This window comes from Kocuria sp. JC486, from assembly GCF_011602805.1.
Taxonomy (GTDB): Bacteria; Actinomycetota; Actinomycetes; order Actinomycetales; family Micrococcaceae; genus Kocuria; species Kocuria soli.
Map to the genome: position 1 here is coordinate 1 of NZ_JAAOZS010000004.1, position 17,704 is coordinate 17,704.

At 68.9% G+C, this 17,704-nt stretch carries 15 protein-coding genes and 1 tRNA gene; 10 read left to right on the forward strand and 6 right to left on the reverse strand.

The window, feature by feature from the left end; genetic code table 11:
* Positions 1-165 precede the first annotated feature (165 nt).
* The 3 genes from GWK18_RS03245 to GWK18_RS03255 form a co-directional block, all read right to left on the reverse strand.
* A tRNA-Pro gene (locus tag GWK18_RS03245) sits at positions 166-239 on the reverse strand.
* 87 nt (positions 240-326) lie between these two features.
* On the reverse strand, positions 327-1,286 hold the full coding sequence (locus GWK18_RS03250; protein ID WP_166833215.1) for a metallophosphoesterase: 960 nt from the start codon (positions 1,284-1,286) through the stop codon (positions 327-329).
* A 20-nt stretch (positions 1,287-1,306) separates the two neighbouring features.
* Positions 1,307-3,538 (reverse strand): transglycosylase domain-containing protein, encoded by a 2,232-nt coding sequence (locus tag GWK18_RS03255; RefSeq protein WP_166833217.1) that lies wholly within the window; start codon positions 3,536-3,538, stop codon positions 1,307-1,309.
* A 79-nt stretch (positions 3,539-3,617) separates the two neighbouring features.
* Between GWK18_RS03255 and GWK18_RS03260 the strand changes: the two genes are divergently transcribed.
* The 3 genes from GWK18_RS03260 to GWK18_RS03270 are packed head-to-tail and all read left to right on the forward strand — an operon-like array spanning position 3,618 to position 5,291.
* Positions 3,618-3,815, forward strand: a complete 198-nt coding sequence (locus tag GWK18_RS03260; protein WP_123823490.1) for a hypothetical protein — start codon at positions 3,618-3,620, stop codon at positions 3,813-3,815.
* A gap of 2 nt (positions 3,816-3,817) precedes the next feature.
* A complete protein-coding gene (locus GWK18_RS03265) occupies positions 3,818-4,291 on the forward strand; it encodes a RidA family protein (RefSeq protein ID WP_123823489.1) in 474 nt (157 codons plus the stop codon).
* A complete protein-coding gene (locus tag GWK18_RS03270) occupies positions 4,275-5,291 on the forward strand; it encodes a hypothetical protein (RefSeq protein WP_166833219.1) in 1,017 nt (338 codons plus the stop codon). Before GWK18_RS03265 ends, GWK18_RS03270 begins: the two co-directional genes overlap by 17 nt.
* Before the next feature lie 51 nt (positions 5,292-5,342).
* Here GWK18_RS03270 and GWK18_RS03275 read toward each other — a convergent pair whose 3' ends face one another.
* Entirely contained in the window at positions 5,343-6,020 is a 678-nt protein-coding gene (locus tag GWK18_RS03275) for a Crp/Fnr family transcriptional regulator (RefSeq protein WP_047689648.1), read from the reverse strand.
* 277 nt (positions 6,021-6,297) lie between these two features.
* Here GWK18_RS03275 and GWK18_RS03280 point away from each other — a divergent pair, with 277 nt between their 5' ends.
* Complete coding sequence (locus GWK18_RS03280; protein ID WP_123823487.1) at positions 6,298-7,512, forward strand: MarP family serine protease; 1,215 nt, start codon at positions 6,298-6,300, stop codon at positions 7,510-7,512.
* A gap of 103 nt (positions 7,513-7,615) precedes the next feature.
* On the opposite strand, the gene acs is transcribed toward GWK18_RS03280, so the two are convergent.
* The gene (gene acs, locus GWK18_RS03285; RefSeq protein WP_166833221.1) at positions 7,616-9,559 is read right to left on the reverse strand and encodes an acetate--CoA ligase; all 1,944 of its coding nucleotides are present in this window, start codon (positions 9,557-9,559) and stop codon (positions 7,616-7,618) included.
* Between the two features lie 227 nt (positions 9,560-9,786).
* Here acs and nth point away from each other — a divergent pair, with 227 nt between their 5' ends.
* Positions 9,787-10,713 carry an endonuclease III gene (gene nth / locus GWK18_RS03290; RefSeq protein ID WP_166833223.1) on the forward strand — a complete coding sequence of 309 codons (927 nt, stop codon included), beginning with the start codon at positions 9,787-9,789 and terminating at the stop codon, positions 10,711-10,713.
* 5 nt (positions 10,714-10,718) lie between these two features.
* Positions 10,719-11,555, forward strand: coding sequence for a CoA pyrophosphatase (locus GWK18_RS03295; RefSeq protein ID WP_166833225.1), 837 nt, complete (start codon positions 10,719-10,721; stop codon positions 11,553-11,555).
* Positions 11,556-11,595: 40 nt separating this feature from the next.
* Here GWK18_RS03295 and GWK18_RS03300 read toward each other — a convergent pair whose 3' ends face one another.
* Positions 11,596-13,530, reverse strand: a complete 1,935-nt coding sequence (locus GWK18_RS03300; protein ID WP_348535823.1) for a bifunctional 3'-5' exonuclease/DNA polymerase — start codon at positions 13,528-13,530, stop codon at positions 11,596-11,598.
* 143 nt (positions 13,531-13,673) lie between these two features.
* On the opposite strand from GWK18_RS03300, the gene ssd reads away from it, so the two are divergent.
* Genes ssd through GWK18_RS03320 form a run of 4 tightly spaced genes read left to right on the forward strand, consistent with a single transcriptional unit; the run spans position 13,674 to position 17,702 of the window.
* On the forward strand, positions 13,674-14,972 hold the full coding sequence (ssd, locus tag GWK18_RS03305; protein ID WP_166833227.1) for a septum site-determining protein Ssd: 1,299 nt from the start codon (positions 13,674-13,676) through the stop codon (positions 14,970-14,972).
* A complete protein-coding gene (locus GWK18_RS03310) occupies positions 14,972-16,165 on the forward strand; it encodes a TadA family conjugal transfer-associated ATPase (RefSeq protein ID WP_166833229.1) in 1,194 nt (397 codons plus the stop codon). Before ssd ends, GWK18_RS03310 begins: the two co-directional genes overlap by 1 nt.
* Positions 16,166-16,170: 5 nt before the next feature.
* Positions 16,171-17,085, forward strand: a complete 915-nt coding sequence (locus tag GWK18_RS03315) for a type II secretion system F family protein (protein WP_233568572.1) — start codon at positions 16,171-16,173, stop codon at positions 17,083-17,085.
* Positions 17,082-17,702, forward strand: coding sequence for a type II secretion system F family protein (locus tag GWK18_RS03320; RefSeq protein WP_123823481.1), 621 nt, complete (start codon positions 17,082-17,084; stop codon positions 17,700-17,702). The genes GWK18_RS03315 and GWK18_RS03320 overlap by 4 nt, the downstream gene beginning before the upstream one ends.
* Positions 17,703-17,704: the final 2 nt, after the last annotated feature.

Consider the following 17,704-nt stretch of genomic DNA (forward strand, 5'->3'; position numbering starts at 1 on the left):
TTTCCCCCCGTTCACAGGTGCGGGAAACGGGGTGCTCCCTCTGCCGACCACACCGTTTTGTGTCGACCCCCCCGTGTATCCCGGTGTGTTCGACACAAAACGGTGTGGTCGCGCGCAGACATGACAAAACCCCCGAACCCATGAGGGTTCGGGGGTTTCACGATGTCGGGATGACAGGATTTGAACCTGCGACCTCCTCGTCCCGAACGAGGCGCGCTACCAAGCTGCGCCACATCCCGATGCACTCAACCGGGCCGTGAGCCCGTGAGCAACCCGATCATCATACGGGCTGGGCCACGGGAAGTGAAATCCGTCGGGCGGGGGCCTCAGGCCCTTGCGGTGAGCGTCATCAGGACCGCTTCCGGGGGACAGAACAGCCGCACGGGGGCGAACCTGGACTCGCCCAGGCCCGCGGAGATCTGGACCGGTACGCCCTTTTGGGACGTGACTCCCTTGCAGCGTTCGGGCTCGATGTCGCAGTTGCTGACCAGAGCTCGTCCACCCGGCAGACACACCTGACCGCCGTGCGTGTGACCCGCCACCACCAGGTCGGCGCCGTCGTCAGCAAACCGGTTGAGTGCGCGCAGGTAGGGCGCGTGGGTGAGGCCCAGTCGCAACGACGACGGTGCCGTGCCGGGGTCGGTGAATCGACCACGGCCCGAACCGGGCTGGTCGGGGGCAAGGAAGCCCGGGTGACGGTCGTACCCCAGATGTGGGTCGTCCACGCCGGACACGTCGATGACGTGCTCGCCCACTTTCACGCGGTCGGCCCGGTTGATCACCCCCACCCAGCCGGCCTCGTCGAAGGCGCGGTGCATCTGCCGCCACGGGAGCAGCTGCGCCTGCGTCCGGTCCTCGTCCGAGGTCGAGGACTTCCACAGGTACCGGGCCGGGTTCTTGAGCATGGGCGCGAAGTAGCAGTTGGAACCGGGAACGTAGAGACCGGGTAACTTCAGCAGCGGTTCCAGGATCTCCAGCAAGTAGGGCAGGGCCTGGGGGTGCGAAAGGTTGTCGCCCGTGTCCAGGACGAGGTCGGGTTCGAGTTCGGCCAGGCCGTGGACAAAGCGCTTCTTGGCCTCCTGGCCGGGCACCGTGTGCAGGTCGGAAATCTGCAGGATTCGCAGATCGGTGGCGCCAGGAGCCAGGACGGCGAGTCGTTCGTGCCGGACCCGGAACCGTCGTCGTTCGCCGAACACCGCCCACCCGGTCACGGCAGCCCCGGATACGGCCGTGGCCGCCAAGGAAGTGGCGGCCACGGACGCGAGTCGGCTCGTCTGAATCGTCATCGTTGTGTGGATCTCACGGGTCAGTTGTCCGTGTCCGGGTCGACGGCGGAGTCCGCCGCGGCACCGGCCCCGGCGGCGGGGGCCGGGCTCGACCCGCTACCAGCAGTCAGGTTCGACGGCGGGTCCGGGAAGGTCGACGTGTCGTAGTCACGGGCCGTGGCCTGCATGAAGCGCTGCCACTGCCCACCCGCGTAGGTCGAGCCGTCCACCCAGTCGTCCGGGTCGGAGGTCTGCGACGCCGGGGTGTCGCCGCCGATGGAGACGTCGTTCAGGGACCGAGAGCCTTCAAGGTAGTTGCCCACCCAGGAAGCGGTTGACAGTCCCTTGGTGTAACCGACCACCCAGGTCTGGGTCGAGTTGTCCGTGGTGCCGGTCTTGCCCGCCGAGGCATTCGGCAGGTCGATCCCGATCTTGTAACCCGACCCTCTGACCAGGACCTCCTTGAGCACGTAGTTCACGGCTCGAGCATCGTCCTCGCTGATCGCCCGCTCGCAGTTGGGCTCGGGGACGTCGTACTCCTTGCCCCGGGAGTCCTTGATGGAGAGGAAGGCGCGGGCGTCACAGCGCACGCCGTCGTTGGCGAAGGTCGCGTAGGCGGTGGCCATGGTCATGGGCGAGATGTTGTCGTCGGAGCCACCCAGAAGGGCCGACAGCTGAGTGGTGTTCACCGGTTCACCGGTCTGGCCGTTGTGGATGCCGAGGTCCTCTGCCAATTGACCGATGCGGCACAGGTCCAGTTCGGAGGCCATGGCGTAGGTGGCCGAGTTGACGGAGTTGTACATCCCGTAGTCCGCCGACATCTTGCGGTTGAACCCACGGGAGGCGTTCTCGAACGAGAAGCCGGTGCCGTCGTTGCCCGGTTCGAAGATCGCGCCGCCGTCCACACAGGAGGCCTTCCACGGGAAGTCGGCCGGGTAGGACATCTTGTCGGCGTCCACCTGCTCCTTGACGGAGTGTCCGGCATCCACCCAACCCAGCAGGGTCATGGGTTTGAAGGTCGAGCCCACCTGGTAGCCGCCGGTGCCGCCGTCCCAGGTGTCGGTGTTGAAGTTGTATGTGGTGTTGGAGGCACCTTGCTCGGCGGTGTAGTAGGTGTTCTGCGCCATGGCCACGATGTTTCCGGTCCCCGGTTCCACCGAGACCATCGAGCTGCCGATGTTCTCCTCGTTGTCGTCGCGCGGCTGGGTCTCGTTGACGGCCTTGTTGGCCTCCTTCTGGGCGTCCATGTCCAAGGTGGTGACGATGTCCAGCCCACCCCGCTCCAGCGTGTTCAGACGTTCTTCGGGGTTGGCACCGAATTCGTCGGAGGCCAGGATCTGGTTCTCGACGTAGTCGCAGAAGTACGGCGCGTCCTCGGCAGCGGTACAGCCGGCCTGGGTGGGGTGCAGGTCCAGGTCGAGCGGTTCGGCCTTGGCCTCGTCGTACTCCTTCTGGGTGATCTTGCCTTCGTCCAGCATGGTGTAGAGCACCACGTTGCGTCGTTCAACGGATTTCTCCGGGTTGGTCGCCGGATCGTAATAGGCGGGCGACTGCACCAGGCCGGCCAAGGTCGCGGCCTGCGCCACGCTCAGATCGGAGGCAGGGATGCCCCAGTAGAACTGGGACGCGGCTTCCACTCCGTAGTTACGCGGGCCGAACAAAGCGATGTTGAGGTAGCCCTCGAGGATCTCGTCCTTGGACTTCTCCTGCTCCATGGACATCGACAGCTTCACCTCACGCAGCTTGTCCGCGTAGCCCTTGTTGGCACCCAGGGTTGAGGGGTCGCGGCCGGCGCGTACGTCCTGGTCGATGATCAAGTTGTTGACGTACTGCTGGGTGATCGTCGAGGCACCCTGACGACCTCCGGCGCCGATCAGGTTGTTGCCGATCGCGCGGGCGATGCCGCCGACCGAGACGCCACCGTGGTTGTAGAAGTCGCGGTCCTCGATGGAGAGGATTGCGTCCTTCATGTTCGGCGAGATCTCGTCCAAGCTCACGGGGGTGCGGTTCTCCGAGTAGAACTTGGTGAGCACCGTTTTCCCGTCGCGGGCGTAGACCGTGGAGGACTCGGAGAGTGGGCCGTCCTCGAAGTCCGTCGGCAGGTCCTTGAACCACCCGATTGAGCCGTTGGCGGCCATCCCCATCGCCGCGGCAGGAGGAAAGACGAGCCCGGTGACCACCAGGCCTGCCAGGAGGCTGGTGGCGATGAACGCCACGACCCGCCCGAGTGTGGAGCTGCCGCTACTGTCCGCGGAAGAGTTGGAGGATGCCATTCCGCCAGTTTACAAGCCGTACCTGGGAACCCCGGGGACCCGGGGCGTGGCCCCTCCACAACCCGATAGTGTGGGGGTCATGACCACATGGGAATACATGACCGCGCCCATCATGATCCACGCGACCAAGCAGATTCTGGACAACTTCGGTTCCGAGGGGTGGGAGCTGGTGGCAGTTCTCCCGGGCACGCAGCAGGCCTCCACACCCGACGCTGCCGTCAACGCCCCGGCGCAGACCAACCCGATCGCCTACTTCAAGCGACCCAAGGAGAGCTGAGCATGGCCAACCGGGTGGAGACTCGTATCGCCGAACTCGGACGCACACTCCCGGAGGTTCCCGCGCCGGCTGGTGTCTACGTCCCTGCTCTGATCACGGGGAACTACGTCCACACCTCCGGCCAGCTTCCGTTCGTGGACGGCAACCTGCGCGAACTCGGCAAAGTCGGCGAAGGCGAAGGCCTGGTTTCTGCTGACCGGGCCGCCGAGCTGGCCGCTGTTGCCGCGCTCAATGCGTTGGCTGCCGTCAAGGGAGTCATCGGGGATCTCGACCGCATCGTGCGCGTCGTCAAGGTGGTGGGCTTCGTGGCCTCTGACCCCGATTTCCACGCCCAGCCCACCGTGATCAACGGTGCCTCCCACCTCCTGGGCGACGTCCTGGGCGACGCGGGCGTACACGCGCGGTCCGCCGTCGGGGTCGCCGTGCTTCCCCTCAACTCGCCGGTCGAGGTGGAACTGGTTGCCGAATTCGCCTGACCCCTCACGCCGCCCGCGTCGGTTTCCGCTTCTGCCGGAGTACTGGCAGGCGGCCGGGGTCTGGCTCGACGCGGGCGGCTCCCTGCAACCCGTCTCGCCCGTGGACGCGGCCGCCGTCATCCTTCTGCGCGACAGCCCGGACGGCGTCGAGACCTACCTGACGACGCACGCCAAACGCTCACCGTTTGGTCCCGTGAACTTTCCCGGCGGCCCGGTGGAGGCCGGCGACGACGACCCACTGCCGTGGATCGGCCCGACCTCAATCGAATGGGGTCGGCGGTGGAACGATGACGTCGGTGCAGCCCGGCGGGTCACGGTGACGGCGGCCCGGGAACTGTTCGAGATCACCGGAATCCTGTTGGCCGGTGCCGACAAGTACTCGACCGTGCAGACCGTGGGAGGACGCGATTGGTCCGCAGTGCGCGACGAGCTGTACCGCCTGGAACTGAGCCTGCGAGACCTGCTGGTGCAGCGTCACCTCAGTCTGCGTACCGACCTGTTGTGGCCGGTTTCCCGATGGGTGACTCCCGAGTTCCTGCACCGGCGCTTCGACATCCGCTACTTCGCAGTGATTCTCCCGGAGCGGCAGAGCGTGACCGAACTGAGCGGGCATTCGCGCGGCGGGGCCTGGGTCAACCTCAGTCAACTGGCCCGCCATCTCGACCTCGGTGTGGAGGTTCCCAGGAATAGCGGGACCCACGAGACGCAGCCCGAGTCCCCGGGAGGGGAGTCCCGCGACAGCTGGCTCGGTGACGCCCTGGGAACCCCGGCGACCGTCGGTAGACCCCAGCGCGAACTCCTGGCAGCAAGTGTCGCGTGCCTGATCCAGGATCTGGCACCGGCGCGCTCGGTCGTGGAGGTCATCGCCCGACCCGGAGACCTCTCGCCCAGGGAACCCGTGCTGGAGGTTCGGGCCGACGGCGGGTACGAGCTCGTGGTCCCGCCGCGTTCCCGGGGGCGGTCCTCCCGGATGGCGGTCGGTGAGCGTCCCGGTTGGTGACTGATTTCCCTGCGCTTGTCCGGCCACCACGGGCCGGACGAGCGCACGGGGTCAGCGTGAGCGCTGCTTGAGCCGTTGCAGGTCCAGGATCACCACGGCGCGCGCCTCCAGGCGGATCCAACCGCGCTGGACGAACTCGGCCAGCGCCTTGTTCACGGTCTCCCGCGACGCTCCGACGAGCTGCGCCAGTTCTTCCTGGGTCAGCTCATGGGCCACCAGGACGCCGTCGGGGGTCTGACGTCCGAAACGGTCGGCCAGGTCCAGCAGGGCCTTGGCCACACGGCCAGGGACGTCGGAGAACACCAGGTCGGCCAGGTTCTCGTTGGTGCGGCGCAGACGACGCGCGAGGGCCTGCAGCAACTGCTGTGACACCGCCGGGTTGCGCTCGATGACCTTCTTGAGGTTGTCGTGGTTCAAACCCGCCAGGTGCGTCTCGGAGACGGCGGTGGCGGCGGTCGAGCGTGGCGAAGGGTCGAACAGAGCCATTTCCCCGAACAATTCGCCCGGCCCCATCACGGCCACCAGGTTCTCGCGGCCGTCGCTCGCGGTGCGGCCGAGCTTGATCTTTCCCGAAATGATGAAATACAGGCGGTCGCCCTGGTCGCCCTCGTGGAAGAGCGTGGCACCGCGCGGGAGCTCCACCTCGGTGATTTCGTCCGTCAGCGCCGCAAAGGCTTCGTCGTCGAGGGACGCGAACAGCGGTGCCCGTCGTAGGACGTCTGTATCCATGATGCTCCTCGTGTCGTTCATAGTCCTGGTCATCGGTGTGACGCAGTAGACATCATCATTATCACTTTAGTGCGACCCGCCGTGATTCCAAACGGTAACGACGCGCGGGCGTTGCCCCGGGGACCTCACATGGCTTCCTCAGCGTGGCTCACTACTGTGAAGGCCTGCTGGTGCGCTCGGGGTGAGTGTACGAACAGCACAGGGAAGAACGCAGAGAAGACCACAGGGAAGAGCACAGGGAAGGTCGCCGAGTGCAGGCCGGAGAGGGTAGCTGCTGATGGATTTCAGCGACGGGGCGGTCCAGGGGTTCAACGTCGTGGACCTCGTCGTTCTCCTGCTGATCGGCGTGAGCGTGCTGCACGGAGTGTTCAGAGGGATCGGGCGCACCGCCGGGGGTGCCTTGGGGCTGGTGCTGGGCCTCGTATTGGCGCTGCAGATCATTCCCCACGTGGACGTGATCTCAACCGACAGGTGGGCGCAGGTGGTCACGCTAGCCGTGGTCCTGGTGGTCTGCATGCTCGGAGGGCAGGCCTTGGGCGAGGCACTTCTCGGGCGGCTGCTGGGGACGCCCCCGAGGAGCAGCACCACGGCAACGGTCCTGGATCGCACCGCGGGTGGGGCACTGGGGCTTGCGATCGGCGTCGTCGTCGTTCTCGCCCTTGCCGGAGTCCTCCGACAGGTCCCCGTCCCGGCGCTCGCGGCCCAGCTGGAGGGCTCGCGCACCGTCCAGACCATGCAGCGCCTGATGCCCGCCCCGGTGCTCGACAGCATTCAGGCAGCCCAGGAACACCTCGCGGGTGCCCCGGCCATTCGGGAGATCGACGCACTGCTCTACCCGCCCGTGGAACCGCCCCGAACCGAGGTCGACGATCCGGAGGTGACCGCGGCTTCGGCCTCCACGGTTCGCATCCTGGGCTCCGCGACGGCCTGTGGGACCAACCAGGCGGGTTCGGGGTTCGTCACGGCCCCCGGTCAGGTGGTGACCAACGCCCACGTGGTGCAGGGGACCGACGGTGTGACGGTTTTCACGCCGGAGGGGCAGAGCCTGACGGCCGAAGTGGTCCGGTTTGAGCCCCAACACGACCTGGCGGTGCTCTCCGTCCCGGATCTCGCGTTGGAACCGCTGAGCCTGGCCGGAGCCGACGCCTTGGCACAGCTGGGCAGCGGGACGGAGGCGGCCTTCATCGGCTATCCGCAGTCGGGACCGCTGTCCATCGGCCCGGCCACCGTTCAGGGGAGCGCGTACACGGAGATGGGTTCCGTGGACGGCTCTCAGCCCGTGCGGGTCACGCAGTTCGCCGGTGAGGTGCAGCAGGGCAACTCCGGTGGCCCGCTCGTGGACATGGACGGACACGTGATCGGTGTGGTGTTCGGGAAGGCGGTGGATGATCCGGCCGGATACGCCGTCGACGCCGGGACCCTCGAGGAGGTCCTGAGCGCTGCCGCCGACGCGAACCAGCCCGTGGACACGGGAACCTGTTCCGCAGGGTGAGTAGTCCGCCCGCGTACATCCGGAGACGAGTGGTCCCGCCCATCGAAGGTGATGGGCGGGACCACTCACGACCGGGCGGCGGGGCCGCGGTTGGACGGGGCGCTCAGTCCCGCAGCGAGTCCACGATCTGCTGCATGACGGTCTGATCGGCCAGAGTCGTGACGTCGCCGACCGGACGGTCCTCCGCGACGTCCTTGAGCAGACGGCGCATGATCTTGCCCGAACGGGTCTTGGGCAGCTCCGGGACGATCAGCACGCGCTTGGGCTTGGCAATCGGGGAGATCTCCTGGCCCACGTGGGCTCGCAGCTTCTCACCGAGTTCGGCCTTGTCGTGGCCCTCCTGTGCGGCGTCGTCCGTCAGGATCACGAAGGCCACGACCGCCTGACCGGTGGTCTCGTCCTCGGCACCCACGACGGCGGCCTCCGCCACGGTCGGGTGGGACACCAGGGCCGACTCGATCTCCGAGGTGGACAGGCGGTGCCCGGAGACGTTCATGACGTCGTCCACGCGGCCCAGGATCCAGATGTCGCCGTCGTCGTCGAAACGGGCGCCGTCGCCGGCGAAGTACATGCCGTCGAAGCGTGACCAGTAGGTCTGCACGAATCGCTCGTCGTCACCCCAGATGGTGCGCATCATGGACGGCCAGGGCTCGCGGACCACCAGGAAGCCCGACTGGCCGTTCTGCAGGGACTCACCCATCTCGTCGACGACGTCGACCTTCACGCCCGCCAGCGGACGCTGGGCCGACCCCGGCTTGGCCACGGTCACGCCGGGCAGCTGGGTGATCATGTGCGCACCCGTCTCGGTCTGCCACCAGGTGTCCACGATCGGGCAGTTGCCCCCGCCGATCACGCGGTGGAACCAGACCCAGGCCTCCGGGTTGATGGCCTCGCCCACGGTGCCGAGCAGACGCAGGGAGGTGAGGTTGTACTCCGCCGGGATGTCCTCGCCCCACTTCATCATGGTGCGGATCGCCGTGGGTGACGTGTACATGATGGTCACGCCGTACTTCTGCACGATCTCCCAGAACCGGCCGCGGTGCGGGGAATCCGGGGTGCCTTCGTAGATCACCTGCGTGGCACCCATGACCAGCGGGCCGTAGGCGACGTAGGAGTGCCCGGTGACCCAGCCGACGTCGGCGGTGCACCAGTAGACGTCCGTCTCCGACTTGAGGTCGAAGGTGTACTTCATGGAGAAGGCACCCTGGGTCAGGTAGCCGCCCGTGGTGTGCAGAACGCCCTTGGGCTTACCGGTGGTCCCGGAGGTGTAGAGGATGAACAGCGGGTCCTCGGCCCCGACCTCGACCGGAGCGTGTTCGGTGGAGGCGGTGTCCACGACGTCGTGCCACCACACGTCGCGACCCTCGGTCATGGCGACGTCCTCGCCGTTGCGCTTGACCACCAGGACGTGCTGGACGGAGTCCCCGCCCTTCTCCAGGGCGGCGTCGACCGCGGGCTTGAGCGTGGTGGGCTTGCCGCGACGGTAGGAGCCGTCCGCGGTGACCACCAGCTTGGCCTCACCGTCCTCGACGCGGGAACGCACGGCCTCGGCCGAGAACCCGCCGAAGACCACGGAGTGGATCGCCCCCAGGCGAGCGCAGGCGAGCATGGTGATCACGGCTTCGGCGATCATCGGCATGTAGACGGCCACGCGGTCGCCCTTGCCGACTCCCAAGGACGCAAAACCGTTGGCGGCCTTGGAGACCTCGTCCTTGAGCTGGGCGTAGGTGTAGGAGCGGGAATCGCCCGGCTCACCCTCGAACAGCAGCGCCACCCGGTCCCCGTTGCCCGCTTCGACGTGCCGGTCCACGGCGTTGTAGGCGGCGTTGAGCGTGCCGTCCTCGAACCACTTGGCGAACGGCGGGTTGGACCAGTCGAGGGTGGTGGTGAAGTCCTTGGACCAGGTCAGCAGTTCGCGGGCCTGGCGAGCCCAGAACTCCGTGCCCTCCGCCTCGGCCTGCTCGTAGAGCTCGGGACCTCCGTTGGCCTGGTCGACGAAGACCTGCGGGGGCGCGTAGGTCTGGAGGTCGTTGTTCTGCTCGGTCATCGGCGTGTGCTCCTTACCAAGGGGCTCGGGCCCGGGAGGTTGCCCCGGGCGTCGTGGACGCCACAGCATATGTGCTGGGAGTCACATGTTCGGTCTGACCTTAAAGCACCGTGGGCCTCCGATTCCACACGTGTCCAAGTTGTACGTCGTGGGATGTCACTCCGGGGTGACGACATGGAGGTCCGGCCCGTCATCCGGGTGCGACGGCGGAACGTAGCATCGGGGTCATGACGACGAACGCCGCCGAAGGTCCCAGCCGGGAGGACGTGCCGCACCCGCTGCACCGCGCGGAAGGTGGGCCGGTGCCGGATCACGTGCGCATCGTGGACGCGGCCAAGGCCCGGGCGGGCGCGTCCCGGCGTCGTCGCACCGGTCGCGGGGAAACCGCCCTGGGACGTAAGCGGCGAGCCCGACGGATCAACGTGGTCCTGGGGGAGACGTACCCGTACGCGGTCGCCGAACTGGACTTCGGTTCCGCCTGGGAGCTACTGGTGGCCACCGTGCTCTCGGCCCAGACCACGGACGTGCGGGTCAACGCCACCACACCGGCGCTGTTCGACCGTTGGCCCACACCGAAGGCGCTCGCGGAGGCTGAACGCACGGAGGTGGAGGAGATGGTGCGTCCCCTGGGGTTCTACCGGTCCAAGGCCAAAGCCGTTCAGGGCCTCGCCCAACGCATCGAGGACGACTTCGACGGCGCGGTTCCCGGGACGTTGGCCGAGTTGGTCACATTGCCGGGCGTGGGGCGGAAGACGGCGAACGTCGTCCTGGGAAACGCCTTCGATCAGCCGGGGATCACCGTGGACACCCACTTCGGGCGGCTGGCCCGGCGCTTCGAATGGACCATGGAGGAGGACCCGAACAAGGTCGAGGCCGACGTCATGGCGCTGTTCGAACCCAAGGACTGGACGAACCTCTCGCATCGGCTGGTCTACCACGGGCGCCGGATCTGTCACGCGCGGAAGCCCGCCTGTGGGGTGTGCCCGGTCGCAGATCTCTGTCCCTCCTACGGTGCGGGCCCCACGGAGCCGGAGGCCGCCGCCAAGCTGCTGACCTACGAATTCGCGGCGGGACGCGAAGGCCTGCTGGCGGGATACCTGGACGGGATGACGCGCCGGGAGCTGCGCTCGGCCGGTCACGGACTGGAGTTGTGAGGTCCATGGGCACCACCGAACACCAGGCCCGTGCGGACCTGATCCGCGCCGTGCAGGACCTCAACACCGGCGGCCCGTTGCGGATCCAGGACTTCCCCGCGCCGTCCGCCACGCGTGAATCGGCCGTTCTGATCCTGCTCGGCGCGCTCGACGACGTCCCCGCGGTCACCTCCGCGCTGCCGGTGGTGTCCGCCGACCGGAAAGCCGACGGATCCCAGGACTCGACCACGGATCACGTGACCGCCGACCTGGACCTCCTGCTGGTGCAGAGGGCGGCCACTCTGCGCGCCCACCCCGGGCAGGTGGCCTTCCCCGGCGGGCGTCTGGACCCCGAGGACGGTGACCCCAACGACCCCGCAGACCTTGTGCAACTGCCCGCCGGCACCGCTCAGGCGGCCCACGTCCGGGCGGCGCTGCGTGAAGCTCAGGAGGAGACCGGACTGGACCCGGACGGTGTGGAGGTCCTGGGTGTGTTGCCCCGGACTCCGCTGGCGGTCTCCGCCCACCAGGTCACGCCCGTGGTCGGTTGGTGGAGCCGCCCGGTTCCGGTGGACGTCGTGGACCACCGTGAATCCTCCCTGGTCTTCCGCACTCCGCTGCTGGACCTGGTGGACCCGCAGCGGCGTCACAACGCAGAGGTCCAGGTCTCCGGCCCGGACTTCCCCCGGATGCGACACCGGTCACCGGCATTTCGCATCCCCCGGGAGGTCACGGACCCGGCCGGTGGAGACGGCGACGTCGTGGTCTGGGGATTCACGGGGATCCTTCTGGACCACCTGCTCACCGCGACGGGGTGGGGGTGCCCGTGGGACACCGACGACGTTCGACCTGCCCCGCGGTGACCGTGCCTCCGGGCGGGTGCCCCAGACCCGTGCGAAGACTTCACTTGGCTTGGTCGTAACTGTCGACTGTGGCGACGGTGACCGGGAATTCCACAGGGACGGCGCCGAACACCATTCGGGTGGCCTCGGCGGCTGCAGCGCGGACGATGTCCTCGACCCGCGGAGCCTGAGTGGCGTCGGTGTCGACCATGATTTCGTCGTGGAGGAAGAACACCAGGTCGGCGTCCAGTGTCTCCCGCTTGAGCGCCGAACGGATGCGTTCCATCCAGGCCATCGCCCATTCCGCTGCCGAGCCCTGCACCACGAAATTGCGGGTGAACCGCCCCTGACTGTGCCGCATCGAACGGGCACGGCGCTCGCCGTCGGCGGTGGTCGTGTCGGCAACGGTGGTCAGCCATCGTTCGTCGGGGGCCGGTGACCAGCGGCCGAGCCAGGTGCACACCTGCTCTCCGCGTTCACCCACCGCGGCGGCGTGCTCGACGTACGCCACGGCTTTGGGGAACAGCCGGGTCAGCTGGGGAACCAAGCGTCCGCTGTCGCCCGTCGTGGCACCGTACATCGCGCCCAGCAGCGCGACCTTCGCGTGCGACCGCTCGGTGAGCCCGGAATGACGCGCACGGCCCTGTTCGGCAACGGACAGGTAGAGGTCACGGCCGCGCGAGGCGTCCGCCAGGGCGTCGTCGCGGGCCAGGACGGCCAGGACGCGCGGTTCGAGTTGCGCGGCGTCCGCGACCACGAGTTTCCGCCCGGGCCCGGGTCGCACGGCCGACCGGACCACCTTGGGGATCTGCAGGGCCCCTCCGCCGCGCGCGGCCCACCGGCCCGTGACCACTCCGCCGACCACGTACTCGGCGTGGAACCGGTCCTCGCGCACCCAGTTCTCCAGCCAGCGCCACCCGTTGGCGGTGAGCAACCGCGACATCTTCTTGTACTCGAGGACGGGCTCGATCAGCGCCTCGCGGCGGGCACGTTCGCCCGGGGTGGAGGCCGGTGCAGCCTCGACCCAGCCCTTGAGCAGCCACTGGTTGGTGGAGTCCACGGGGACGCCCGCGTCCGTCAGCCCGCGCAGCAGCGACTGGGGGGAATCGGGGTTCAGCGACGGGGCCGCCAGGATCTCCCGCAGGTGGCGGGCTGCCGCTCCCATCCGGCTCGGCCGCGCATTCGGCGCGGGCTCCGGGCCGAGAGCCTCCTCCAGGAGTCTCCGGTGGACCGCCGAATCCCACGGGATCCCCACACGGTTCATATCCGCGGCCAGCAGTGCTCCCGTGGATTCCAGGGCAGCCAACAGGCGGAGCTTTTCCGGGGCCCGCGAGTTGTCGATGGCCTGGATCTGGGCACCGAGCTCTGCAACGGCCGGGGCGATCCGCTCCGCCGGCTGCGACCTGTCCCCGGGGGACCCGGACGAGGGTGCGGCGTCGAAGAGCCCCAACTGTCCCTCGCCCGGTCCGTTCCACACGGAGCGCACGGGCGGTTCCGGGGCGATTCCGGGATGCTGGGATGCCGGCAGAGGCTCCAGGACCGGACGATAGGAGACCCCGGAACCGGGTGCGGTGTGTGCGCGGAGCAGGATCGACTGCACCAGCCGCAGGTCGTGCAGGTGCGGTGCCCGCAGGTCCGGGTCCGCCGCCAACACGGGCGGGAGGGCGGTGACGCTGCGTTCGAAGACCCACCGAGGGGCTGCGGTTCCCGCTGCGTCGGCGGTACTGGTTCGGAGGGAGGGACCTGTTGCGGTGGGGTCTGTTGCGCTGGGGCCGGGGTTTGCGAGGTCGGCGTCGTGGCTGCCCGAACGGCGTCGGATCTGGGCGGCGAGATCGGCCGCGGTCACCACGCGGGGTTCGCCCAGGAGGCGCCCGTGCGCGGAGACAGCCTGCACAGTGAACTCACCCGCTGCGTCACCTGTTGCGTCACCGGACGTGGCGGTGCCCGGTGACGGGCCGGAGCCCTGAGCTGCTGCGTGGGTGACGACGACGAACACGCGCCCATTCTGCCCGTCCTCCGGTCAGTGCCCCCGAACATCGGACTCCACACCTGAGTGGCCGGAAGGTTCCACCGGGCTGGACACACATCTGACCGCCGGGCCTCAGCGCCGCCCGGTGCAGCGGGTCCACCGTTGTGGGCATGAACACAACACGCACCTCGGGACGCCGCTCAGCCGGCGAATTCCCCCACGAGGTGACCGGGGAGGTGCCCTGGTCCGCCGAACACCCCCAACAGCACGCGGGGGCAACGGTGGAACGCCCCGGTCGGGGCGGGCAGACCCACCCGGGGACGTTGTACGACGACTCGTCCGGTGACTCGTCCGGTGAGTCGTTCGGTGACTCGAACGGTGACTCGAACGACGGCGAGGGTCTGCGGGTCGGACTCCAGACCGAGGACTCGGCGCTGCGACACCTGGTGTCGGGGATCTGCGCGTCTGCCGGCGCCACCCTGAAGGTCTCGGTGGCGGGGGCGGCGGTGGGAGCCGTGGACGTTCAGCTCTACGACGTGCGCTCGTTGGCAACGGCGGGCATCCGCGACGACGCCGGTGGGGAAGTCGTGCTCCTGGGGCGGCCGGAGGACTCCGGCCTGTGGGACGCCGCCGCACTGCTCGGCGGCTGCCCGGTGGCGGTGCTGCCGGAGGCGGAAGCCTGGCTCGCGGACCGTCTGTCTCCCCGGGCGCAGGAGAGCGCCGGTGGGCCCGGCGTCGTCGTCGGAGTGGCCGGTGCCGCCGGAGGTGTGGGGACCTCGACCCTGGCGTGTTGGCTGGCCGCGGACGCCGCTGACAACGGTGCCCGCACCGTGCTCGTGGACGCGGATCCCGACGGTTGTGGCCTGGACGTCCTGCTGGGCCTGGAAGCGGTCGATGCCTTGCGGTGGCCGGATCTGTGCCGGTCCAACGGCGTCCTCCGGGCGGAGCAACTGTGGCCCCTGTTGCCCGGCCACGTGGACCATGACGACCTTCGCTGGCTCTCCTGGGACCGCGCCCCGCACCCACCCGTGCAGGTTCCGTGGCTTCCCGTCCTGGCGGCATTGCGAACGGCAGCCCACGCCGTCGTCGTGGATCTGGGACGGGTCACGGCCGGGGACACAGCGCTGGCCACACACTGCGACGTCGTGCTCCTGACCCTGCCGCGTACCGTGCGGGGCGTCCTGGCGGCCCACCGGGCCACCGAATTGCTGGCCCCGGCCCGGGTGGAGTGCGTGCTGTGCGGGGTGGACGTGGCCGATGTCGACGACGCCCTGGTCACGGAGGCCCTCGGCCGCGAACCCGTGGGACACATCAGGTTCGACGGACGGGTGCCCGAGGCGGCCGAAACCGGGCGGCTCCTGGACCGTGGCGGCAAACGGTCGCACGCGCAGTCCGTCTCCCAGATCTGGGACGAACTGACGAACGTGCTGAGCCCGGTCTCCGGGGGCACCCGAGGGGGTGGGTTCTGATGAGCACGCACGTGCAGACACAGCAGTTCTCCCGGGTGGACCCGGCCTTGCTCGAGATCGTCCGCGAGAGCCTGCTGGCCGACGGCGGGCGGGTCACGGACGCGCGCATCGCCCGGGCGGTGCGGGCCTCCGGGCACGTCCTCGGGGCCGGGGGCACCCTGCACGCGGTGCGCAGCATCCGCGCCGAACTCACCGGCCTGGGGCCGCTCGAGCACATGCTGCCGCAGGACGGACTCACGGACGTGTGGATCAACGGCGCCGACGACGTCTGGTGGGAGGCCGGCGCTGGTCCCGTGCGGGTTCCCTCGCCCTTCGCCGGGGACGACGAAGTCCGGGCCCTGGCCGTACGACTGATCTCCTCGGCCGGCCGGAGACTGGACGAAGCCCACCCGTGCGTGGACGTGCAGACTCCGGACGGCATGCGGGTGCACGCAGTCCTGCCCCCGATCTCCACCGGTGGAACCCTGATTTCGGTTCGCTTCCGGCACCGCGACGTGATCACCGTGGACGACCTGGTGAACAGCGGCACGGTGAGCGCGGAGGTCCTGGGTTTGCTGCTGGCGGCCACCGCCGGGGGAGCGAACCTCCTGGTCACCGGCTCCACGGGAGCGGGCAAGACCACGGTCCTGAATGCCCTGCTGAGCGCTTGCCCGGTGGATGAGCGGATCGTGCTCATCGAGGATGCCGCCGAGCTGCGGCCCGAACACCCGCACGTCGTCGGGATGCAGGCCCGTCACGCGAACGTCGAAGGCAGCGGCGCGATCGAGCTGGCCGAACTCGTGCGGCAGTCCTTGCGGATGCGGCCGGACCGCATCGTCGTTGGGGAATGTCGCGGTGCCGAGGTCCGCGAGCTGCTCACGGCGCTGAACACGGGGCACACGGGGGCGGGCACCGTTCACGCCAACTCCGCCCGGGCGGTTCCCGCCCGTCTGGCGGCACTCGGCGCGTTGGGCGCCATGACCAGTGAGGCCGTGGCCCTGCAGGCGGGGTCAGCCCTCGACCTGGTGATCCATCTCGACCGCCGAGGGAGCCGGCGGGCCCTGCAAACAGTCGCGCTGCTCGACGAGAAGGACGGGGTGTTGCACATGAGCTCCGCCTGCCGACTCGTCACCTCGGGTTCCGGGGCCGACTACGAGCACGGTCCTGCGTGGCAGCGGTTCCTGGACCTGGCCGAAAGGGGAGAACGGCGATGATCCCCGTGACCATCACAGTCCTTGTGCTCCTGGCCCTGATCCTGCTGATCATGCCCACGGGCCGGCGCGGGCGATTGGCGGACTCGTTCCTCCACAACCCCTCCGCCGAGCCTTCCACTCGGGCGGAGGGGGCGGGCCGTCGCAACCGTGACGTGAGTGCCACAGGTGAGAACGTCGCCGGGTCTCGTGGCGGGCTGTTGCTGCGCCAGGTGCGCCGTCATCGGCGCAACGTGGCCGCCGAAGCCGCTGAATGGGTCGTCTGGATGCGTCAACTGGCGGCCTTGCTGCAGGTCGGTCGTACACCGAGTTCGGCCTTCGAGGTCGCCGCCGAGTCCTTGGCCGAGTCCCCTGATCCGACTCCCACCGGGCGGCGACTGGAAGACGTCTGCCGAACGGTGGCCCGGGGATCGACCGTCGGCCGCGCCCCGTCGCAGACCATGCGGAAACTTGCGGCTGATCCGAGTTCGGACAACCGCCGCCTGCGCCGCGTTGAGCGGGGGGTGCTCGCAGATCTCGCACGGTGCTGGGAGGTGTCCGAGCGCACCGGTGCGCCCCTGGCCGCTTTGCTCGAGGGCCTGGCCGAAGCAACGGAAGCCGATCTGGATGCAGCGGCAGCACGAGAGACCGCGCTCGCGGGTTCCCGCGCAACGGTTCGCATTCTCACCTGGTTGCCGGTGTTGGCCCTGGGCCTGGGCTACCTGATCGGGGCCGACCCGCTCAGGACTCTGCTGGCCACCCCGTGGGGAATCGGAGCCGGCCTCGTGGGCGCGGTCCTCACCGTGATCGGGCGTCTGTGGACCGGCCGCATGGTCCGTCGGGCCGAAGGGGCCGCGCACACCTCCCCGGGGGAGCCCGCCCGCCGCCGGGCACCCCGATCGTCGGCCGAGCCACGGCTCGGGCGCCGGGAGGTGACGGCATGAACACCATCGGCACGGGCCTGGTGACGGCACTACTCGCGTTCCTCCTGACCGCTGCCCTGCTGACCTGGTGGATGCCGAACGGGCAGTCCAGATCGTTCAAGGCGTTGCCGACGGCCCCGCGCTCCGGTTCCGAGGACCCGTCCGAGGTGTCCGAGCCCGGGGACGAGGCCACCGTCGAGACCCCGGTGTCCGCAGGTGTGCTGGTCGAGCTGGTGGCCGCCATGCTCGACGCCGGCGTCCCCGTGGACCGCAGTCTCACGGTCCTCGGCAAGACCGTGGACGGTCCTTCCGGGGCAGCGCTGCGGACAGTCGGCAACGGCCTGAGCCTGGGGTTGCCGTGGAAGCAGGCTTGGTCTGCAGCCGGCTCCCTGCCGTTGCCGGTCCACGACCTCCGATCCGCCCTCACATTCTCGGCGGTCTCAGGTGCTCCGTCCGCCTCCGCCCTCCGCGCAGCTTCGGCGCAGGTGCGGCGTGCAGAGCACCGGCGCGCAGAGGCCGCGGCCGAACGCCTGGCCGTCCAACTCGTGGTCCCCCTCGGGCTCTGTTCCCTTCCGGCTTTCATCGCCTGGGGCATCGTGCCCGTCCTCATCGGCCTGGTACCGGACTTCTTCGGATAGGC

Bases quoted from the DNA above. Each gene is read 5' to 3' on its own strand.
- GWK18_RS03250 (WP_166833215.1), bottom strand. From the start codon at position 1,286: ATGACGATTCAGACGAGCCGACTCGCGTCCGTGGCCGCCACTTCCTTG.
- GWK18_RS03265 (WP_123823489.1), top strand. From the start codon at position 3,818: ATGGCCAACCGGGTGGAGACTCGTATCGCCGAACTCGGACGCACACTC.
- GWK18_RS03280 (WP_123823487.1), top strand. From the start codon at position 6,298: ATGGATTTCAGCGACGGGGCGGTCCAGGGGTTCAACGTCGTGGACCTC.
- GWK18_RS03255 (WP_166833217.1), bottom strand. From the start codon at position 3,538: ATGGCATCCTCCAACTCTTCCGCGGACAGTAGCGGCAGCTCCACACTC.
- GWK18_RS03260 (WP_123823490.1), top strand. From the start codon at position 3,618: ATGACCACATGGGAATACATGACCGCGCCCATCATGATCCACGCGACC.
- GWK18_RS03320 (WP_123823481.1), top strand. From the start codon at position 17,082: ATGAACACCATCGGCACGGGCCTGGTGACGGCACTACTCGCGTTCCTC.
- nth (WP_166833223.1), top strand. From the start codon at position 9,787: ATGACGACGAACGCCGCCGAAGGTCCCAGCCGGGAGGACGTGCCGCAC.
- ssd (WP_166833227.1), top strand. From the start codon at position 13,674: ATGAACACAACACGCACCTCGGGACGCCGCTCAGCCGGCGAATTCCCC.
- GWK18_RS03310 (WP_166833229.1), top strand. From the start codon at position 14,972: ATGAGCACGCACGTGCAGACACAGCAGTTCTCCCGGGTGGACCCGGCC.
- GWK18_RS03275 (WP_047689648.1), bottom strand. From the start codon at position 6,020: ATGGATACAGACGTCCTACGACGGGCACCGCTGTTCGCGTCCCTCGAC.
- acs (WP_166833221.1), bottom strand. From the start codon at position 9,559: ATGACCGAGCAGAACAACGACCTCCAGACCTACGCGCCCCCGCAGGTC.
- GWK18_RS03295 (WP_166833225.1), top strand. From the start codon at position 10,719: ATGGGCACCACCGAACACCAGGCCCGTGCGGACCTGATCCGCGCCGTG.